The organism is Bacillus sp. BPN334, assembly GCF_008368885.1.
In the GTDB taxonomy this organism is placed as follows: Bacteria; Bacillota; Bacilli; order Bacillales; family Bacillaceae_G; genus Bacillus_A; species Bacillus_A wiedmannii.
Genome location: NZ_QOZW01000003.1, coordinates 364380 through 386912, shown reverse-complemented (window position 1 = coordinate 386912; position 22533 = coordinate 364380). Strand labels below are relative to the sequence as shown.

The 22533-nt window shown below is 32.1% G+C and carries 16 protein-coding genes and 1 pseudogene; 4 read left to right on the top strand and 13 right to left on the bottom strand.

Going from position 1 to position 22533, the window contains the following annotated elements; translation table 11 throughout:
- Window positions 1-3 precede the first annotated feature (3 nt).
- The gene (hblD, locus tag DN393_RS03600; RefSeq protein ID WP_064475211.1) at window positions 4-1230 is read right to left on the bottom strand and encodes a hemolysin BL lytic component L1; all 1227 of its coding nucleotides are present in this window, start codon (window positions 1228-1230) and stop codon (window positions 4-6) included.
- A gap of 65 nt (window positions 1231-1295) precedes the next feature.
- Window positions 1296-2615: a hemolysin BL lytic component L2 gene (gene hblC, locus DN393_RS03595; protein ID WP_064475210.1), complete on the bottom strand. Its 1320-nt coding sequence runs from the start codon at window positions 2613-2615 to the stop codon at window positions 1296-1298.
- 608 nt (window positions 2616-3223) lie between these two features.
- Here hblC and DN393_RS32365 point away from each other — a divergent pair.
- Window positions 3224-3298, top strand: a pseudogene (locus DN393_RS32365) (undecaprenyl-diphosphatase); the annotation flags it as partial.
- 19 nt (window positions 3299-3317) lie between these two features.
- On the opposite strand, the gene bla reads toward DN393_RS32365, so the two are convergent.
- Together bla and DN393_RS03585 are read right to left on the bottom strand one after the other, a co-directional pair.
- Window positions 3318-4244, bottom strand: coding sequence for a class A beta-lactamase Bla1 (bla, locus tag DN393_RS03590; protein ID WP_370458083.1), 927 nt, complete (start codon window positions 4242-4244; stop codon window positions 3318-3320).
- A 279-nt stretch (window positions 4245-4523) separates the two neighbouring features.
- Window positions 4524-6662, bottom strand: coding sequence for a peptidoglycan D,D-transpeptidase FtsI family protein (locus DN393_RS03585; RefSeq protein WP_064475209.1), 2139 nt, complete (start codon window positions 6660-6662; stop codon window positions 4524-4526).
- A gap of 393 nt (window positions 6663-7055) precedes the next feature.
- On the opposite strand from DN393_RS03585, the gene DN393_RS03580 reads away from it, so the two are divergent.
- Window positions 7056-8816, top strand: a complete 1761-nt coding sequence (locus DN393_RS03580) for a peptidoglycan D,D-transpeptidase FtsI family protein (protein WP_064475208.1) — start codon at window positions 7056-7058, stop codon at window positions 8814-8816.
- Window positions 8817-8827: 11 nt separating this feature from the next.
- Here the strand turns inward: DN393_RS03580 and DN393_RS03575 are convergent, their stop codons facing one another.
- From DN393_RS03575 to DN393_RS03545, 7 genes are all read right to left on the bottom strand, one after another.
- Window positions 8828-9655 (bottom strand): hypothetical protein, encoded by an 828-nt coding sequence (locus tag DN393_RS03575; RefSeq protein ID WP_064475207.1) that lies wholly within the window; start codon window positions 9653-9655, stop codon window positions 8828-8830.
- Complete coding sequence (locus DN393_RS03570) at window positions 9645-10178, bottom strand: RNA polymerase sigma factor (protein ID WP_060488847.1); 534 nt, start codon at window positions 10176-10178, stop codon at window positions 9645-9647. Before DN393_RS03570 ends, DN393_RS03575 begins: the two co-directional genes overlap by 11 nt.
- 599 nt (window positions 10179-10777) lie before the next feature.
- A complete protein-coding gene (locus DN393_RS03565) occupies window positions 10778-12748 on the bottom strand; it encodes a penicillin-binding transpeptidase domain-containing protein (protein ID WP_149173319.1) in 1971 nt (656 codons plus the stop codon).
- Window positions 12749-13202: 454 nt separating this feature from the next.
- On the bottom strand, window positions 13203-13796 hold the full coding sequence (locus DN393_RS03560) for an SGNH/GDSL hydrolase family protein (RefSeq protein ID WP_064475205.1): 594 nt from the start codon (window positions 13794-13796) through the stop codon (window positions 13203-13205).
- Between the two features lie 187 nt (window positions 13797-13983).
- On the bottom strand, window positions 13984-15132 hold the full coding sequence (locus tag DN393_RS03555; RefSeq protein ID WP_081257232.1) for an acyltransferase family protein: 1149 nt from the start codon (window positions 15130-15132) through the stop codon (window positions 13984-13986).
- A gap of 517 nt (window positions 15133-15649) precedes the next feature.
- Window positions 15650-16963 (bottom strand): D-alanyl-D-alanine carboxypeptidase family protein, encoded by a 1314-nt coding sequence (locus DN393_RS03550; RefSeq protein WP_064475203.1) that lies wholly within the window; start codon window positions 16961-16963, stop codon window positions 15650-15652.
- Between the two features lie 265 nt (window positions 16964-17228).
- Window positions 17229-17888 carry a CatB-related O-acetyltransferase gene (locus DN393_RS03545; RefSeq protein ID WP_000682543.1) on the bottom strand — a complete coding sequence of 220 codons (660 nt, stop codon included), beginning with the start codon at window positions 17886-17888 and terminating at the stop codon, window positions 17229-17231.
- Between the two features lie 453 nt (window positions 17889-18341).
- Between DN393_RS03545 and DN393_RS03540 the strand changes: the two genes are divergently transcribed.
- Window positions 18342-18812, top strand: a complete 471-nt coding sequence (locus tag DN393_RS03540; protein WP_064475202.1) for a DUF5065 family protein — start codon at window positions 18342-18344, stop codon at window positions 18810-18812.
- Between the two features lie 587 nt (window positions 18813-19399).
- Here DN393_RS03540 and pepD read toward each other — a convergent pair.
- Both pepD and spoIISB read right to left on the bottom strand, forming a co-directional pair.
- Window positions 19400-20869 (bottom strand): beta-Ala-His dipeptidase, encoded by a 1470-nt coding sequence (gene pepD / locus DN393_RS03535; RefSeq protein ID WP_064475201.1) that lies wholly within the window; start codon window positions 20867-20869, stop codon window positions 19400-19402.
- Between the two features lie 141 nt (window positions 20870-21010).
- Window positions 21011-21187 (bottom strand): stage II sporulation protein SB, encoded by a 177-nt coding sequence (spoIISB, locus tag DN393_RS31380; protein ID WP_000852619.1) that lies wholly within the window; start codon window positions 21185-21187, stop codon window positions 21011-21013.
- Window positions 21188-21518: 331 nt separating this feature from the next.
- On the opposite strand from spoIISB, the gene DN393_RS03530 reads away from it, so the two are divergent.
- Entirely contained in the window at window positions 21519-22499 is a 981-nt protein-coding gene (locus tag DN393_RS03530) for a WXG100 family type VII secretion target (RefSeq protein ID WP_064475200.1), read from the top strand.
- Window positions 22500-22533: the final 34 nt, after the last annotated feature.

Genomic DNA, 22533 nt, shown 5'->3' with positions numbered 1-22533 from the left:
TTTTTAGTTTGTTTTTTCTTGTTTAAAAGCAATGTCTTTTGAAATGAATTCTGCATCCTTATGAATATCATTCCAACTTTGTTTTGCAGCCTTTAAATCATCAGGTATTAAAGAAAGTTTATGTTCTTGCATTTGGTCGATATTATCATATAGATCTTTATAATTCGCTCCCATCGTATTCCATTGTTGCTGAATATTCGTTAGAGACATGATTGCTTGATCCACTGTTTGATACAAATATGTCAACGTGTCTTTTGTATTAGTAAGTGAAATAACTGCTTGGTTAGCAAGATCGGCTTTCATACTTAATTCTCCGATTCTATTAGAAATTTCGTTATAGGAGCTCATATGATTAGATGCCGCAACACCAGCTGCTGTTCCTAAACCGATACCAGCTGCCCCTAGAGCTGTTAGACCACCAACAACAGCTGGTGTCGCTGTGCCACCGGTCACAACAATTACTACCGCTCCTGCAATCGTTCCAATAACTAAAATAGCTGCTCCTAATCCACCACCAATTGACCAGGCTAATACATTATCAAAATGCGCTTTCTGCGTAGAACGTAAATTCTCAATTTCGGCCTGAAGTTGTGGGACTAGTGCTTGTTTTCCCGCTAATATAGCCGTTAATCCCCCTTGCCCATCTGGACCTCCAACATTATTTTTAAAATCTACAGTATTTGTATACAACTTTGTTTTAAAAGCTTCTAACATCTTAATAACTTCCGTAACTTCATTTGAATTTGTATGAATTGTACCGATTAAATCCCCTATTCCTTCTTTGAGGCCCGCCTTATCTTTCTTTTTTACAGTATCTACTAGTGTGTCGTAATAATTTTGAAATTGTTCATCATAATTTACAATATTACGTGCTGTCTTTTGAATGTTTGGCTTCGCTGTATCTAGCCAGTAATTTGCATTGATTCGTGACAGTTCCTGATTCAGGTGAATGTTTTTGATTAATTCTCCACCTCCTGAACCTAAATCAATGTTGGATAAATTTACATTCGGTTGCTTAATCATTGTTTTTGCGTACAAATCCATTACAAGAATATGAGAGCCTGTTTCAGCCAACACTTTCTTTAACCCTTCAGGTCCTAACGCATAATTTTCTATTTTCTGTTCTTGTGCTGTCTGTTCTTGTGCAAGTGCGTGAATAGTACTACCATTCGTAGCAGTTATAACCGTTGCTAAAGCGGCCAAAGTTATGACCTTAAATGGAAATTTCATTTTTTGATTCTCCTCCTTATTTTCAGTTGCGTTATAATTTTTTCGTTAAATATTATTTCTTAATATTAAAATTTATTAACTTGTTCTTCGAGTTGATTTGTTACATTTTTTAGTCGTCTTAATGTATCTTTTTGAGACTGAGTGTTATTAGTATCAACTTCAGTCGATAATTTTGTAATACTATTATTTATTAGATTCAAATCCTCTTTATAACGTTTCATTAGCTCAATTTCTCCATCTACTTGATTAGCAAATGTATGCAAATCATTTTGCATGAAAAGAATCATTGATTTTTGTAAATCTGCTACTGTTAATTTAGTTGTTAAGTCATATAATTTTTGATTCTGTTTCTCTAGATCATCTAAATGCGCTCGTTGCTCTGCTGTTAGTTTATTAATTTCTGCAAAAGTACTATATGTTTTTTTAATTTTTTCAGGATCAATTACTTTCATAAGATCATACTCTTTCGTTTTCGTAACTGCAGCTGCAGCAATTTCACCTTTTTTACTTTTCTCTATCGTTTCACGTGCCTCTTTTTTGGCAACTTCAATTTCTATAGCTGATTTTCCCTTTTCTGTTGCCTCTTGCTCTGCTTTCTTCTCTGCTTCTACAATAGCATTGTTTATTTCTTTTCCTTTGTTATACGCTACTACTGCTGTTTGAGCAGCCGGTTCAATGATATCTTTTGATAGACTATAAATTTCTTGGAATACCTTTAGCCCTTGTTCATTTAAAGCTCCTGGTAATAATGCTATTTGCTGTAAATCATTTTGAATTGATTTTTTTGTATTTAGCATTTCATTCTTTAACTTGTCTATTTTTCCTGTTCCCTCTGAACTAAGTACACTCTGTGCTTTTACCACATCTGTATCAAGATTTTTCAGTTTCTTATCTACCTGTAGTTTAAGATCTGTTAACTCATTAATCTGACGTTGCACGTTTTCTTGGTTTGTTATAGTCATATCTTGAAGAACTTCCAGTCTATCTAAAAACCCTTCTTTATCTTCCTTATTATCTACAAATCCTTTTAATGTTGGATAATAGCTATTAAATTTGGTTGCAAATCCTTTGCTTTTTGAATTTAATAGAATTAATTTTGGATATAGTTCTGATGACCACTCTTTCATATCTTGTTTAATTAGAAATTGAGTTGTATTTAAAGATGGAACTTCTTCAAGTTGCACATTCGGACTTGCTAAGGCTCCATCTATAAAGGTTTGTGTTAATTTGGAGTGTGCACCTATTTTTCGTAATGCTGAGGAAATATCTATATTATCTTGTTTCGTTTCCGCCTGAACGATTGGCATTGCGAGAGTATTGATAGGAATAGTCGCTCCAGTAACGATTGATGTTATTAAAAATCCTGTCATAATTTTATTCTTCATTCCGTACACCTCTTCACTATTGTTTTTTACAGTTTTAATCGTAAATGTTGTACAACCTAACGTTAGGATTTCATCACACACACTTGAGGAGAGAAATTTTTCCGATAGAGTAATCGTATCTCGTTTTTTATTTATTTTTGATAGAATATAAGGACCTTACTTCCCCCTCATTTTAAACACTATGTTTTTCATAAGTAAACCTGAAAATCACATTGATTAAATTTGATTTTTCAGATATTTATTATTCGAATTTAAAAATATTATATTTAAAAAAGTTATATACAAATTTCATTTCATAAAGTGAAATAATTATACTATGATAATTAAACATAAAAATTCTTTGATTCCCTTAAATCTATATGAATCCCCTTACCTAAAAATGATTTTAATATAATTTAATAGGGATTAGCACATATGTGTCTTTTATATGGATATGTAAAATTACATATCCATATAGGAGTATCTAGCTTAACTAGTCCAAAATATTATTATCGTATACATAATAATATTATTGCTACGAACACCACAGGAGAAAATTTCCCTCATGCACTTTAGGGGATAAATTGTCCATGAAATAATAATTTTCGCTTATATACTTACTATTCATTATAGGAATACAAAAAAGCGATTCTTTTCACATTAAAAAGAATCGCTTTCCAAGTTCATATTTTCAATTACATTAAATAAAGAATTGAGAGATTATTACCTAAGAGCTTTAACTATAACTTCAGCTGCCTCTGCAATTAGTTGATTATCATAGGTAGCCTCTTTCTCATCTTTACTAGATAAAATTGCGATGATAATAGGTGCTCTATTCGGAGGCCAAACGATAGCAATATCATTTCGTGTCCCATAACTTCCAGCTCCTGATTTATCTCCAACTATCCAGTCAGTTGGTACGCCTGCACGAATAAGTTTGTCTCCTGTAGCATTTCCTTTCATCCACTCTGTAAGAATATTACGTTTATGAGCTGGAAGCGCATTTCCGACCGTTAAAGCTTTCAGATTCGTAGCAATTGCTTTCGCTGTACTAGTGTCACGAATATCTCCTGGAATAGCCTCGTTTAACTCTGTCTCAAAGCGATCAGCCATAGTAATCCGATCACCCATCTGTCTAAGCGCTTTTTCATATCCTTTAGGTCCACCTATTTTATTAAATAAAATGTTCCCTGCAGTATTATCACTGGAACGAACGGCGGCCTCAGCAATTTCTCCTAGTGTCATTCCGGTATCTACATGTTTCTCTGTAACAGGTGAATATTCCACTAAGTCGTCTTTCGTATAAGTGATAACTTCATTTAATTTATTAGTTGAGTTTTGCTGTAGCAATACTCCTGCGGCTAACGCCTTGTAGGTTGATGCAAAGGCAAATCTTTCGTTAGGTCGATAAGCTATTGTTTGATGTGTACCCGTATCAATAGCATACACACCTAATCGAGCATCAAATTTTTTCTCAAGTTGAGAGAATTCTTTATATGTCGCATGCTTTTTATGTTTAACTTGCCCTGTCTTTTCCTTCGCTTCAACTTGCAATGCCCCTCCTGTAAAAGTTTCTAGGCTTGTAAGACTTATACCTAATATACCAATGCATATTCCTATTTTTAGCATCCTCTTATTTTTCAAAATCATCATTCCTTTCAAATTTTCAATACTGAAAACAAGTAGTAAATTCAATACAATGTATCTATTTGAATACCTGTTTTTATACGTACACATAATAGACCATCTAAGAAACAAGTTTGTTCCATAAATTTAAAACCTTTTTTAACTAGTAACCAAGATATTAACAAAAATAAGAGATAGCAACTATGATAGCTACTAACTCTTATTTCAAATCTTACTTTTTCTTTAACTTATAAAGGCTTTTATATAAACAGGATCTCTTCCCCTGAGAAAAGTACACAATTATTAATGATTTTGATTCGAACTCTCTGTACTAGCAGTTTCACCTTGTATACGTTGCTTTTTCAAATCAAAGTATACATCTAAAACTTCCTTTCCAATTATAGAATTAATACCATTTTTATCATCATGAAGCCATGGGACTACTACTGAGAATGCTACTTCTGGATTATCATATGGGGCGTATCCAACTAATGTTAAGTTGTAACATTCCATACGTTCCCCTTTCGCATTTCTACCAATTGGATCATCTCCACCATATACAGTTTGAGCTGTCCCTGTCTTTCCTGCTGGTTTATATGGAGCATTTTTGAAATATTTCACGCCAGTTCCATCACCTTCTTGGAATACCCATCTAAACCCTTCTTTTATTCGATCAATATGTTCTGTCTTCATATCAATTCGATTTAATACGACAGGCTCTATAGAGCGTATAACTTTGCCAACCTCTTCTTCTTTTATTGATTGCTCTCGTATTTCTTGTACAATTTGAGGTTGCATTCTATAGCCTCCATTAGCAATCGTTGAAATATATTGCGTTAATTGCAACGGTGTATACGTATCATACTGACCAATAGAAAAATCTAGTAAAAACCCAGGCTGACTATCTACTTTTCTAGTTTGTCCTACTATTTCATTCGGTAAATCAATACCTGTTGGAACTCCTAATCCAAATTGTTTAAAATAATAGCGCATCGTATCAAATGCTCCTTGTTTTATATCCAATGAACCATTTGGTACGTAATTAACTCCCGCAATTTTTAAAGCTGTCTGGAACATGTATACATTCGAAGATACTTGTAGCGCTCGTAAATCATTAATATTACCAAATCCGGATACATTCCACGATTTCTTAGCTTGTGTACCTTTAAATTTCATAGGTGCATCATAAAATTGATCTCCTGGCTGTATTGCCCCTGTCTCATATCCAGTTAATACAGTTGCACCTTTTACAGCGGACCCTAGCTCATAGGAAGTTGTCATGTTACCTAATGCCAAATCCTCAATCTCTAATTTCCCTTCTTTTTCTACAATCTTTTTGCCTGCCATAGATAAAATCTGTCCGTTATTTGGATTCGTCATGACGACAAAAGCTCGGTCCAACAGTGGCTCTGAACTCTTAAACGCTCTCAAATTTTTCTCTATACTTTCTTCCACTTTCTTTTGTAATTCCATATCAATCGTTAATGTTAAACTATTACCACTTTTTCCTTTAGAGATTATCTCTGTGTTTATAATGTTTCCTGATTTATCAGTAATATTTTTCACTTCTTCTTTTGTACCGTGTAACACATCTTCATATCGTTGTTCAATATAACTTTTTCCTACACGATCATTACGGTTATATCCACGTACCAAATAAGAATCTAAGTTTTCTTTCGGTAACCCTTCTTCACTACTCGTAATATTACCCAACACAGAACGGAATAAATTACCATTTACATAATTACGTTCCCAATCAACTGTTGCATCTACTCCTGGAAACTCAGCAAGGTTTTCACTTATTCGCGCATACTCTTGATCTGTTACATCTTTTTTTATAATTTGTGGTGTTAGTTGATAACCCGAACTCATTTTACTTTTAATAGCTAACACCTTTAAATCTTGTGCTGTTAATTCTGCCAATTCTAATTCTGTAACACGACTTCGTCTTAAGTCTTCTATTTTTTTATCTAACTCTTTTCCCTCTACTCCCTTATCTTTTAACTTTTCTATATCTTTTTTAGTAATCATTGTCTCCGCACGTTGCCTATTCAACTGCATCCAAAAATCTTTTTTATCGATGTCTGTTAATTTATTTATATCTTGTTCAGGCATTTCAAGCACTTTCGCTAAGTCTTTTGCTGTTTTTAAAATATCTTCACTAGTAATTCCCTTTACCCTTGTATACGTAATCGTACGAAGAGATTTATTATTAACAACTGTTTTCCCTTCTCGATCTAGTATTTGTCCACGTGGAACTGGTATACTAGTTGTTTCATTTTGACTGCTCTCCACTTGGTTCTTATAAGCCTCTCCCTCAACGATTTGTACTTTTCCTAGCTGCATAATAATGGCTGAGAATAGTAGAAATATGCAAAGGAACATTATATTTAATCGAATAGATATATATGTCTGTTGCTTTTTTTCTTTTTGTTTTTTCATAAATCCTCCATATAATTCTTCCGGAACTCCTCACTAATACTTAGTAAATAAATACGTTCCCTATATATTAGAAATCACCATTCAGTTATAAATAGTGTCTTATCTTTTTTTCTACATCCTTGTAAGCATCAAGCCTTCTTCGTTTAGCCGCGTAATTGATAAATCCCCTTTCCTGTTTTTCTCTCTATTTTTTTATTGCTTGCATTAGAAATGCTAAACTGTATAATGACTCATATTAAGCTTACACATAGACTTGCTAGTAACTTTTCATACTAATTATTCCTTTCTTCATGCTGTTATACTTAATAGACAACCTAAATAATAAAATTGTTCCACATTTACAAAAAAAATAATTAACTATAAGATGAAATAGGCTACATAAGGGAGGGTTATATGTTACATATAAAAAGATGGAGATTTTTTGCGGTTCTTTCTATTGTAGGTTTGATTTTACTAATTTTATTAAAAATCAACTTCATCTCAATTACTATCGCAACTTCTTCAGCTGAAAGAGGAAAAATTTCCGATCGAAATGGTGTAATACTAGCTACAAATAAGAAAGTTAAGTCTCTATATTGCACTTTTAATGATGAGAAGCTATCGAAACAAGATGCAGCAAACACATTGGCTTTTTTCAATCAATTTTCAAGCGAGTTTCAACATGACATTTCTACAGTGGACATAAAATCTCAATTACAACAATCTTGTAAAAAGCAGACTATGAATGATTTACCGTTATACTCTGACATAAATGAGAGTGAACTTACATTCATAAACAAGAACAAACCCAATAATGTAATAATTAAAGATGAATGGATTCGATATTATCCTAAACACGAAGTTGGTTCACAGCTAATTGGGTATGTAGAAAATGACCTTAATTCTAAGTATGGACCTGTTGGAAAAAGTGGGATTGAGCTTCAATATGAAAATGATTTAAAAGGAAAACCCGGAAAAACACTGATTTTTAAAATGAATAATAAAAAATCCTTATGGAACATTCAAAAAGTTCAAAAAGGAAAAGATGTCCAGCTAGCTTTAGACTCTAAATTGCAACAAAAAACAGAGGAAGCATTAAGATCTCAAATTAAGAAAATACGTGATGCTAAAGCTGGTTATGTTGTAGTAACCGATGTAAAAACTGGCGCAATTTTAACTATGGCCAACTCGGCAGTGTTTGATCCAAATACATTAAATACACATGTATCATCTAAAAATGAAAACATTAAATCACTTTCGCAAAATAAAGCAATTCAAAAATTAAAGTATGGTGAATCTTATGTAAATATGGCCTCAACTATAAAGCCACTTACTATTTTAATTGGATTAAACGAAAAGCTTTTTCAACCTGAAGATACTTATTTAGATAAAGGTACTTTTCAATATGATAATCAAAATAACATTACGAATGCACCTGGAACGCCAACAGGTGAGATTACACCGAGGCAGGCTATCATTAATTCATCTAACACATTTATGACAGCAAAAGTAGCTCTACCCTTATTCAACCAAAATAATGGGAATATAGAAAAAGTTGCACATATATGGACAGAGTATTTAAAGCAATTTGGCCTTCGTTCTAAAACCGGGGTTGATTTACCTTTTGAAGAAGACGGACAATATGAATTTCATCCAACAAACAAGTTTGAAAATGGTATCTCCGCTTTATTAAATGCCTCTTGGGGAGGAAATGAAGTACACACTCCTCTTCAACTCGCTCAATATGCAGCAACTTTAGCAAGTAAAGGTGATAAATATAAACCTCAAATCGTAAGTGCTATTATTGATCAAAATGGTAAGGAAACAAAAAAGTTTAAACCAATTTTAGAAAGTTCTAATCGTTATCCGGTGAAATTTTGGAGTGTCGTGCAAGGCGGAATGAGTCAAAATATAGAGGAGATTAAAAACTTACCCTTTCATGTCGCAGGTAAAACGGGTATTACAGGTTTTCCGAATGAGCAAGCAAAAATGATAAATCATTCTCTTTTCATTGCATATGCTCCTACCGAAGATCCACAAATCGCCATTTCTGTCGTTATTCCTGGTAGTAATTCAGAAAAAAACATCGCTGCTCTCGTTACATCGGAAATTTTAGAGTCTTGGCATACACTTCAAAAAAAAGATAATAGCAAAGAGGAAGGTTCATTAAAGTGAACCTTCCTCTTTTACCATATAGAATCTATATTTATTATTTTCCAATCACCATTATCATTCTTTTCGAACATAAATGAATACTTAATATCAGTTAAAACATACTCTTTTTGTACATATCCAGTATTACCGTTAATTGTCGATATTTTTATATATTCATCATTTTGCACTTTTTCTGGAATCCAAGCTTTTACCATTTCATTAGATACTTCATATAAAACTTGTGATTCTCGTTTTGGTTCAGCTAAAATTTTTGTTTTATTTCCAGTAACCGTTGCATATATAAAATGCGCTTGCTTTGGTTCGTTACTTTCTGTCAATCCACTTGGTACTTTGTATACTTTTTTTGTATCATTTGCAAATTCTCCCCCCATTGTAAGAGCGACTTGCAACTCATGAAAAATATCTTCATCAAACTTCAATTCATCCTTCTTATAACTCTTCCCTTTAAATAGAACTTCATCATTTAATGCTCTATACAAATCATTTTCATTTTTTGAATTTGTGCTTTGATATAAATCATACATAAATTGTTTTAATGATGGATCTTGAGCAGATTCATCTTTTGTTTTAGGCTTAATTTGAGTGCTACTTTGTACCGGTGATTTATTATCATCAAGCCAAGGTTGTTGAACAATAAAAAATAACATTGTACAAACCAAAACAACTACAACAGGCAATGCTTTTTTACGAAATGGTCTCTTATATGTTGCAGAATCTACTTCACTATTTTGATATACCGATTGCTTTATTTTATAAATAAATTCTTCTTCATCTTTCCGATGCTCCATTGGGCCTTTTTTCAATTTACTATACCAGTTAGGATTTTTTTTATTGTTCATCACTACTACCCTCCCCTATTAGTTTTGAAACCTTACTTCTCGCTCGGCTTAATCTAGATTTAACAGTTCCAATGGATACACCTAATGTTTCGGCCATTTCTTCATAAGATAATTCATATTTTGCATCTAAAATAATTATTTCACGGTGTTTTTTAGGTAGCTTTAAAACAACATCCCACACTTCATTCATTTCCTCTTGCTTAAAAAACTCTCGTTCTGCCGATGGAGATTGCTTATCATCACTAAAAAAACCTACTAATGATATCCTTTTAAAATAGGAGGATTTCAAATAGTTTATTGCTGTATTTCTTGTAATTTTTAATATCCACGTTTTAATAGATGACTCCTTTCGAAATGAATTCCAATTTTTAAATACCTTTATAAACACATCTTGCGTGATATCATCTGATAAGTGTGGATCTTTCGTAATAATAAATGAATAATTCCATACATCTTGCCAATAGTCTTTTATAACATAGTCAAGCTCATCATGAATACACTTTTCAATAAACGTCTCTTCCATTTCCACACCTCGAACTTATTTGAATAAAGATAAAACTGCCCTCACTTTTATTATGGTTTCAATATATAGACAAGATACAAGTTTCATTTGTTCCGTTCTTTATCTTTTTTTGATAAAAAAATCCTCCTAAAAATGTAAAGGTGTGCAATTACTTTCATAAAATAATCATCTATACATTCTTTGACATGACAAGCTCTTAAAAACAAGTAAAGCATACAATGTTAAAAATACACTCAAAAAAAATCTGATTATTATTTTTACATTTCACGCAACACTCCACTTGTATCACCTTTTTTCTTAGAGCATACTTATTTGTGTGCTCTATTTATGTTTTACTAAATAACTGTTTTGTTAACATTTATAATTCCCCCTCACTTGTCCCTTTCAATTTGTTTTACTCTTCTATTTACTATTAGCAATACCAACCTTTCAAAAATGAAAACAAAGATGTGTTATCATCTTTATTCAGCCACAACAAAAAAGCATTCTCAATTAAGGAGAATGCTTTTTCGAAACTTAATTGTTCTTTGTATTGCTCAATTTATACCTTCGTGTTAAGCAAACAATGAATGTAGTAAAAGATTTCACCTTATAGTTACTTATTTTTTCTGAAAAACATGTTTTACTTTTTCGCCTGGAACGTTACTCCCCCCTCTTCCTTTTACATCTTCGATCATTATGGTAACAATCATGTCGGGCGCATTTGCATCAAAAGCTGCAAACCATCCAAGTTCTTTTCCGTCTGCTTCTTTCGACTCCTTCAGTTCTGCTGTACCGGTTTTACCAGCAAGAGTTATACCATCGACCTTAGCAATTCTCCCCGCGCCATCAGGGTCATTAATGACTTTTATTAATGCGCTCTTTAATATCTCTTGATTCTTTTTAGAAACCACATTTTCTTTCCAATTCCCCGCTACTTTTGCTTCTTTTAAAAGATGAGGCGACGGAATATTCCCTTCATTCACAATCGGTGCATATGTTAATGCTAAATGAAGTGGTGTCATTAATACTTGTCCTTGTCCATATCCCGTGTCTGCTAGTTGAATCTCATTTTTTATCCCATCTCTTGCAATGATTGAAATAGGAAATTCGTATTCGATTGGTAATTTTTCATGAAATCCGTATTTCTTAAATTCATTTACATACTGATCTTTTCCCATTTTCAAAGCTTGTTGAGCAAAATAAATATTATCAGAGTATTTCATTGCCTTATCAAAATCAATTGGACTAGCTTCCTTCACACGTGTTACATAATAATTTCCCCAAGATGAATCTTTTGTCCACTTTAATCCTTGAATTTTAAATTCTTCCTTAGGGTTTATAGTGTTTGTTTCCAAACCAATTGCACCAGTAATCGTTTTAAATACGGAACCTGGTACAAATGCTTGTGTGAAACGATTCATCATTGGTAGTTTCGAGTCGTTATTCCATGCTTCTCGTTGGGCTTTTGATGCTCCTCTAACTATTGTATTTGGATTATAAGCAGGGCTACTTACAAGTGCAATAGTTTCACCCGTTTTAGGATTGACCGCTGCACTAGATCCTGCTTCATTTTTCATCTCATTAAAGATTTTTTCTTGAATTGCAGCATCAATTGTTAACGTAACATTTTCCCCTGCTTTCGCTTCTTTTTTTGCTACGTTTTTAATCTCTTTCCCACTCTCATCTTCTATAAATACGCGTCCACCTTTTTCGCCACGCAATTTATTCTCTAATACTTTCTCTAAACCTGTCTTACCTATTAAATCATCAGCTTGATAACCTTTTTTTTGAAGCGATTTTAACTCCTCTGCATTCACCTTTCCTATATAACCAGTTAAGTGTGCCGCCGCTTCTCCTAATGAATACGTCCGAATATTTACTGGGCGAGATGAAACTCCTTCTAATTCAATATAATCATTCTGTCTAGTTCCCTCTTTTAAAATACCAATTGGTACAAAGGAGTCTGGTTTTATCCATTTCGCTGTAAGCTTCTGATTGACCTCTTCTATAGACATATCAAGTAATTGTGCTACTATTTCTTTTGTTTGAGCCGCCATTTCTCCTATTTTCTCTGGAATAATTCCAACCTCAGTCGCTTTACCATTCGTTGCAAGACCTTTCCCATTTCGATCATATATTTCTCCACGTTTTCCTTGTTCTATTTGCATACGTACTTTGTAATCTTTTTTCATACCTGGAAAAATGAAATCTGGTGTCCAATCTATTTTCCAAGATTCTTTTTCTTTTACAAGTTTTGCTTCATGGATAAATGAAGCTGTTCCTCCATCCGTATCCATATTAACTTCAAAAAGAAAAAGTTCTTTATCTTTAGCATTCTCTCCTTTCGTTTTAATTTTTAAATCCTTAACTCCAATACCCTCATAGATTTTTTGATATTTCTCGGTGAATTCCTTTTTAGAAATCGTTTTTTGGGCATGTTCTGATAAATGATCATACATATTTGCGAATTTTTTATCATTCCATAAATTTATATATTCTTCAAATGCTTGTTTTGGCGGTTCGTTTTTATTACATCCTACCAACATAACTGCAAAACAAAAGAAAACCAACATCCATAATTTTTTCAATTCAATCTTCTCCCTTAGTTAAAAATATTTATTCCTTTCTTGATATATTAAATAAAAAATGTTGTAACGCTTAATAGACAGTGTAAGTAATGAGATTGTTCCATATTTACAAAAGAAATTAATTTATGGTTCAGATGCATTCGAAGGGGAAGATTTTAAAATTCTTACAAATAAAAAAGCGAATCTATTTAGCAATCGGTGTCATTATTAGTGCTGTTTTAACAATTTTATTTAAAATACCTTTTAGTTTGAGTTCTCCGCTCTTATCTTTTTTGTAAATATTTGAAACAAAAAAGACCCCTTATACTAAGGGTCCTACAATAGAAAATAACTAAGTATAAACAATAAAAAGAATTACTGAAAGTATAATTTATAGGCGCTTTATATCCTTCTATTTCGCATCAAAACCCCTGCGCTGTATACGACAGGGGATTCGATGCGTTCATTCTAAAGCTTATTTAGAAGAGTCATGTACAGGCAAACTACTAAAAATCAATTCAGCAACTTTTACATATCCTTTTGAGTTTGGATGAATCAAATCCGTAGACCAAAGCGTATTATCATTAACTAAATGATGATTCCAAAAGTCAACATGATGAAGCTTGTACTCTCTACTCAGTGAAAGTATAATTTCATTTGCCTCTAATAATTGTTCTTTTAACACTTGTTTTTTTTCAGAAGAAATAGGTAGCCGAACTGTAAAATCTGGAAGGTTTGCTATAATAATATCAGCATCTGTTTTACTTAATGTATCTATCATAAATTCCATATCGTTCTTATATGCTTGATGATCCCAACGTCCTTTTAAAACATCGTTTGCACCTGCAATTAGACTAACCAAATCTGGATTAAACGTTAATGCCTTTTCCAATTGCTGTGAGCGTATTTCTTTAGTTACTAACCCACGCTTTGCAAAATTAGCATATTCTATATCGTTTACACAAAGTTGAACAAAATGATCTACCCAGCTTTTTAATGCTATTCCCTCAACTTCATCCCCTATGCCCTCTGTAAAACTATCACCAATCGATACAAATCGCTTCCACATATGTAGTCCCCCTTTATTATTAACCATATCTATACTATACAATAGCTCACACCGTAATTGTTATTTCTAAGTAGTTTTCGATTTCAATTATATTTACATTTAGAATCCAAAATTGACCGATTCCTAAGTATACTTAGGAATCGGTCATATTCGTATATTTACTAAAGAAATAAAATCTCTCTAGGAATTATACTTTTTTCAAAAAATTGGTTGTTCTTTGTTTTGCCCAGTTGATACATTTCTTTTCGATTAAATGATACGAAATTATAGAAAAAAGTAGTGTCATTGCAATGCACAAAGTAAGAAGGAAAAAGATAGGTATCTTTGTATACAAAAGTTTAAATAGTACCATCATGATTGGAAAATGACACAAATAGATACTGTATGAAATTTCTCCTAAATATACAAATACATTCTTATTTAAAAATGCTTTTACTTTTAGGTTACTCATAGCCATTATAATAAATATACTAACCCCCATTACGACACCCCAATCTTTTAATAAGAAAGTAGTATCATTACGGGAAAAACCATAAATTAAAATGGAATATAAATATAAAATAATCCCTAATGCAATAAGAAATCCTTTTTTAAATTTTTTCATATTCCTATATGAGTAAATAAGTTTTTCCTTATACTTAAAAAGTAACATTCCAACCATAAACATAGATGTAAAATGCAGTGTATCAGCATAACCATTATAAAATCCTTCAGCTTTCCCAATATGCAACATATTAAGAAAAACACTAATGAAAGAAAAGCTCAAAGCAAATAGTATCGTTTTCTTCCAATTCAGTTTATAAAAAAGAAGGAATAATAAAGGAAACACAATAGATATACGCATTTCTTGAGCCAATGACCAAATAACTGGATTATAATTTTCCGTAAAAAAGTTATTAAGAAGCACAAAGTGGTTTAGAATATCTAATTTTGTTATAGACCCTTGCCACCTATCATAGAACCAATCCCGTAGTCCTACCACTTCATACGACGAAAATAAAATAAATAAAACAAAGGTAATGATTATCCAAAAATAATAAGGAATATAGATTCTTACAAATCTCTTAATTAAATATCCCCAATAATTTGTTTTTGAATGATAAAGTGCCATAGATAACACAAAACCACTTAGTACATAAAAAACGATAACAGCTTCCCCACCCGCCCATAAAAACCTAAGCGGGGAAAATTTAATAGAATTAGGCAACGATGGTAGCATTAAACAAAAATGTCCAAATACCACAGTAAGTGCCGCTAACCCTCGTATAGAATCTAATTCTTTTATTCTCTTACTCATAAAATGTTCTCCTTGTAAATTGTAGATTTTGCTGTTCATAAAGGCCACTATACTAGTGTAGTGGGAGAATTGTACATAATGTCTATCTAGATCCCAGATATAAGCAGTTCAAAGTCAATCTATGCATCTGTTTTCTGGTCTCCGTTTCCTTATATAAATAATTTAAAACAAAATATTTAATACAAAGAAAAGATTTTATTAAATTTTTATAAAATCTATTTACAGAAATAAGTAACGGATATTCATTTTTTATTGTCATTTGATGCAAAAATGGATGTTTTTTCTTCATGTAACTTTATTAAACTAACTTTGTACTAGAATGCATTGAATCAAAAAATACATAATAAACGCCATCCTTTCTGTATATTTCTACAAAAAGAATAGCGTTTTTTGTTTTTATAGATACAAATTTAGCTTAGCTTGATTACAATAAGAAAAGTTCCGAAGAATCCAATTTGAAAATTAATACCATCTTCCATTCCAAACTATCTACATAAGAATTTATAAAACTTCGAAACTCTTTTTTCAGATTAATATTTAGTTTTATCCTATAAATTTAGCTTTTTACTATATCAACCGCACTATCCCACATACCGCTAAAAAAAGATCCGATGTTACGCATAAAACGTGTAAACCAATTTGCTTGTTCTATATCAGATTTTGTTACAAGGTCTACTTGTAATGATTTACCTAATAAGAACCCTGGATCTGTACTATCTTTAGGCGAGATAATCATTTTACTTATTGTTACACCTTTTTTAATAGGTGCTTCTTGTTCTTCATTCAATACTTTAAATTCTTTTTTATATACGTCTTTGTTGTTCTTTGGTATCGGAAGTGAAACAGCTTGCTTCGTTTGAACAACAACATCTTTGTCTTTCGCATTTGCTACTCGCACTGTTTCATGCCCTTTTGCTACTGAGTCTTTTCCATAGGCCTTCTTCACTTCGAAATTTGCAAATCCGTAATCATATAATTTCTTCGTTTCATCAAAACGTGCTGCATGAGAGTTTGCTTTTATCACTACAGATATTAGACGCATACCGTTTCTTTCTACTGTACCAGTGAAACAATCACCAGCTTCTGGGGTAGTTCCTGTTTTTAACCCATCTACACCTTCGTATTGCTTAATTAAACCTTTTAACATCCAGTTAAAGTTCGTCATATCAATTGGATACTTACCACCCTGTTGGAATGTTTTTTTAGGGATTTTTGCAGTATCTAACATTTTCGGAAAATCTTGAATAAGACGTTGTGCTAAAATCGCACAATCTCTTGCGGACATTTTATTTTTCTCGTCTGGAGTTGTCCCTTCTGGGTGATATCCTTTTAAATCATAGTTTGTTAAGCCTGTAGAATTTACAAATTTATAATTTTTCATTCCAAACTCTTTTGACTTATCATTCATCATTTTCACGAAATCGGCTTCTTTTCCAGCAATTTCTTCAACTAAAGCAATTGTTGCACCATTTGCAGAGTAAATTGCCATTGCCTCATATAACTCTTTTACTGTATAAGAGCCACCATTTTCTAATGGAACGTTTGATAATGAGCGATCTTGTGAAATCTTATGTGCATATTCAGAGATTTTAACTTTTTGATCCCATTTAAGTTTTCCTTTATCCACCGCTTCATGAACTAAATATTCACTCATCATTTTTGTCATACTAGCAATTGCTAGTGATTCATCCGCATTTTTTTCATATAAAATTTTTCCGGAATTCGCTTCTACTAAAATTGCTGATCCTGCTTCTACATCTAAAACAGGGACTGTTTCCGCTGTTGCTCTTCCAGATGTAACAATTATGCTACAAAATAGTGTAAGCACTGTTACTATTGCAATAAATCTCTTGCAAAACATACCTTTCACTTCTGTTACCTCCAATATATTTTTTAGGATTACAATGAATAGACAATCTAAATAATACGTTTGTTCCATATTTACAAAAAATAAAACCAGTGTATCCCGATTAAATATCGAGACACACTGGTTTTATTAGCTATCAAGGATTTTAATTATTTAATTCAGCTATTTACTATACTCATACCAGAGATGAATTTTCCTTAGTCTATATTATTAATTTTTTATAATAAAAAAACTACATCCTATATAGAATGTAGTTTCCCTCACAGATCTATCTATTTTTTACTTCCTTGTTATAAAAATCATATAATAATTCAATAGATGAACTAGATAAAAGCGGCATTGCCTTCTCAACTAATTCTCTATCCCAATCAAACCAACGCATTTCCATTAGCATTTTCATTTCTGTATCAGTGAATCGTTTCTTTATTTCCTTAGCAGGATTTCCACCAACTATTGTATACGGCGGAACATCTTTACTTACGACAGATCCAGCTGCAACGATTGCACCTTCACCGATTATAACGCCAGGCATAATAATAGCATTCATTCCAATCCAAGCATCACTTTTAATGACTGTATCGCCCTTCGGTTCATATGAATGTTCAATTTGCTCAGCGAATGGATATACTGTAATCCATTCTGAGTGATGATTATGATTACCACCCATTAAAATGACTACTCCACTCGCAATACAAACATAGTTCCCAATAATGAGTTTATCAAGATGCCATCCCATCTGTTCAATTGGATTGAACAGCGCTCGGGACTTAGCATCCCCCCACAAATACCTTACACAGCCATCTTCAAAATTTTGATGACCATAATAACCTGAATAATAGGAGTACTCTCCTACCTCAATGAGTGAATTTGTTACTATATCTTTTAAATACTTTGTTTCTGACCAATGATTAAATAATGGATGCTTCATAACTTTATTCCTCGCTTCTAAGTATTATATATTTTGCTATTTACTTAGAAGCTTACTACGACTGCTACATTTTTTAGCTTTCTCAAACGACGAATCATTGTCTTCAAGCCTTTCTTTTATTATAAAGGAATCATATCGTGATAAATTATATAAGTCAAATTGTAAAATTATGTACTGAAACTTGAAGTATGAATTGAAATTTCAGCATTAAAACAATCGAGTTTTCAAATAACAAATCCCAATTACATATAATAAAGATTTTTTAGCTATACATCTAACCTCTTTCTTATATTAGCCTTAACTCCCTCGATATAGTTTTATTATTTATTCATTTGTCTGATAAATCAATAAATGTTAATATGATTATAGAAGATATTATCATCCATTAGATTTCACAGCTAGTTTTTCACAAAAACGATTTCTGAATCCTTAAGTAAATAGGAGGTTTAGAACATGAAACTATTAAGGCAATCAACAATTATTGGCGCATTGACTGTTGGAGGATTTTTATTTTCGAATACAATTGGTACACTCCCACCTGTGTCTGCTGAATCGCAACTTATACAAAAAGAATCGCGATTTACAGATAATTGGCGGTGGCAAAGCTATTTTTTATTACATCATAATGCAGATTTTTTAGAAGAGTTAGCAGTTGGTGACTTAAAACATGGAGATACATTTGATGTTACTCTATATACTGGTGGTAAAGATACTGGTATTGTAAAAATATATCAATTGGGTGGAAATGAAAATGATGAAATAAACTTGCATAGATATAAAACCATTTATGACTCAGGTCTAAAACATAATTATGGTAGATTTGTTACACCTATTACTAATGTTTATAATCCAGGAACATATGTAGCTGTTATGAAACTTGGAGAAAATTATTATTATGGGGGCAGCTTTAAAATCTCAAAATAATTTACATTTATCTCATCAGTAAAAAAATATTGGATACATTTTTATTAGACAAAAATCATTTTAAAAGCTCTCCTTATATATAGGGAGCTTTTTTGATCGTTTCCCCTTTTTAAGGCTAGAAGAAATCCTTACCTTCTTTATCAATTAGCATTTTTATTCACGAACCATTTTTACTTCTTTATGTCCTACAATTCGATATGCAATATTGCATATTCTATATGTTCAATTTTAAAACATGCGATAATTCATTTATATAAAGGTATAAAAATAGTATTGAAAGGAGAATGTTACATGTCTTTCTATTCTTGGTCTCCTCTTATTTTCTTAATAGTTGTTGCAATTATCATTTCTATTCAAAAGGCTAAGAAACAATAATTTATTATGTGGAGGTGTAATAATGTCATTTGCAGCATGGAGTACAATTTTTATGACTTTAATCGGTGCAATATCCGGAGCAGTCTTTGGTATAATCTCCCCTAGAAATAAAAGCAAAAATTAAATGATATCGTAAAAATGAATTTCTAATAAAACTATATACAAAAAAGTAGCCTATAAAGTTTTATAGGCTACTTTTCATTTCATTCATATTATTTAGCTAATTCTTTCGTACCCTTCATTACATCAACGAAGAAGCCCCAGTTATTCACAACAGAAGAAATACTAATATGTTCATCTGGAGTGTGAACATTGAATATATCTGGACCGAATGAAATTGCATCTAAGTCAGGCATCTTTTGAACGAATGCACTACATTCAATACCCGCATGTACAGCGAAGATTTCAGCATCTTTGTTGTATTTTTCTTGATGCACTTTTTCAAACAAATTACGAATTTGCGAATTCGGATTGTATGGCCATTCTGGATACTCCGACTCTATTTCAAATGTTGCACCAACTAATTCGGCAATACATTTAATTTCATTTGCAACATGTTGTTTTAAACTACTGACAGAACTTCTCACTTCGTTACGTAATTTAATTTCATCTTGCAACGTTTCAATAACGCCTAAATTTGTTGAACTTTCTACTAGGCCTTTAATATCCATGCTCATACTTTGAATGCCATTTGGAATTAAGAATAATGATGAAATAAGTTGCTTTTGCGTCTCTTTAGCAAATACTTTTTCTACTTTCTCATCCAATTTTGTAAGAGTTACATGAACATCTGGATCAACAGCACGCATTTCTTCTTGTAATACTCTTGTCCATGATTCTAGTTTTTCTTCTACTTTCTCTACATCTTCTGTAGCTAATACAATTGTAGCTACACTTTCACGCGGAATTGCATTTGTTTTTAATCCGCCGTGAACTTCATTTATATCAAATTGGATATTTGCTGATAAATCTCGTAATACTCGTCCTAATACTTTGTTCGCATTACCGCGTTGTTTATCAATTTCCATACCAGAATGTCCGCCTTTTAAACCACCAACATATAGACGGTATGCATCCGTATTCGCTGGCACTTCATCCCATATTACTGGAATTGTTTCTACAGCTTTCGCACCACCTGCGCTACTTACAAGTAATTTATGATCTTCTTCAGAATCAATATTTATAAAAATCTTTCCTTCAAAGTGATTTGCATCAACAGCGAAAGCCCCGCCCATTGTTGTTTCTTCTTCAGTAGTAATAACTACTTCAAGTGCTGGATGCGAAATGTCTGATGCATCTAATAAAGCCATTGCATACGCAACTGCAATACCATTATCAGCACCTAAAGTCGTTTGATTTGCATATAACATGTCCCCAATGATTCGTAATTCAATTGGATCTTTTTCAAAATCATGTACGGTTGCTTGATTTTTTTCACATACCATATCCATATGGCCTTGAATGATAATAGCTGGTACATTTTCATAGCCAGTAGTTGCGTCTTTTTTAATAATGACATTCATTTCTTCATCTTGAATCACTTCTAAGTTACGCTCTTTTGCAAAACCAACTAAATAATCACTAATTTCCTTTTCATTACCAGATCCTCTAGGAATCTTTGAAATTTCTGCAAAATGATAAAATACAGGGTGCTTTGTTAATTGTTCTAAAGTAGAATACATTTTTAAGCTCCTCTCAAAATGACAAAATAATATGTAAGTCTGCTATCATTATACCATGATTCGTTACTTTCCCTTTCTATTTCATCCTTTAAAATCCACCCTTTAAATATTTAATCGTATAAAAAAACGAAAGAAAATGCACTATGCATTTTCTTTCGTTTTTTTTGCTCTCATATATTTTGAAGTACCATTATTCATTAATTTCTCTAAACGATTTATATTTTCCGTTAATGCACCTTTCACAAGAGAGAAATCTGTATTTGGTTCTTCTTTTTTTTCTTTAAAAAATGAAGACTTTTGTACGTTTACTTCAGCCATCTCTTCCCCCCTCTTCAAAAAGATACAATCTTCTATTTATATTATATCGCAAATGTAGACAGCGTGTACACGTATCATTTTCTTTTTAATTCTTCTTCTAACTCTTCTACTTGCTGCAAAGTATCTCCTTTTATTAACGAGAAATCAGTTGTATCTTTAACTCCTACCCGGCATTCTCTCTTTTTTATTTTTGTTAATTATCATAAAATTACCAATATTAATCTACTATTTAATAATAATATTTGATATTATAAAAAAGTAGATTTTAATGGAATTATAATCTAATATATTTTTGGTTAAAATAATTTTTCACACAAGGAGGTTAACCATATTGAATATTATCGTGACTCCAGAATTATTAGAAGCTTCTGCTAACAAGTTTAAAAGTGCTCAAGAGCAAGCACAAGTACAATTCACTAACCTTCGACAAGATATCTCATATCTTGAATCAATTTGGTATGGTTCTACCAAAGAAAAGTTTTATTATGATTTTCAACAATCTAGCCAAGTAATGAATAAATATATTCATTGCCTTCAACAGATTGAAATTCAACTAAAAAGATCGGCCGAAAAATTCAGAAAAGTAGATAGTGAAACAGGAGCTGAGTTATCTACAAATGAGGGAAGTTTGCTTGAATCTCTCAAAAAGGGATTGATGACCTCCTTATCTCCCACCGTTAAATTAGGTATAATGGCAGGTGTATTAAATGTTATTCCTAACAAAAAAAGAAATGATTTAGTAGATATCGTCACTCGTAAATGGGTTAATGGTAAGGCAGGAGAAATATGGAATAAATTAATTCCCTTAAAAGACTTTTCAACATTAGAAAAAACCGCTGCATCATTAGGGAAATTAGATAAATCTCTTCCTAAAAATAGTATTAAAGAATCTAATATTTCTAAGCATATTATAAAAAATATGAAACCCTTTGGTATAGCTTCCATTTCCCTTACTGCATTAGGAGAAGTAAGTTCATTAACATCCGCCATACAAGGTGATTTTAAAAAATATGATGGCTCTCAAGCTGGTGTTAATATTGCTATGGATACAGTTTATTCTACAGGAAAGGTAGTTGGAAATTTAGCTTCAACTTATGCAGGTGGAGTAGCGGGTGCTGAAGCGGGTGCATTAGCTGGCTCATTAATTTTCCCTCCAGTTGGTACAGCTGTTGGTGCAATTGCAGGTGGCATTATTGGTTCTACTGTAGGTGGAACCGCATTCAATGAATTAGCAGATAAATTTGTACCTCGTCAAAAGTTTAAAGAGAGTATTTCAAGTTTTACAGATAGCTTCACTAATTTTTTAAAATAAATTAAAAATCAATTGAAGAAATGAGGTAAAAAAA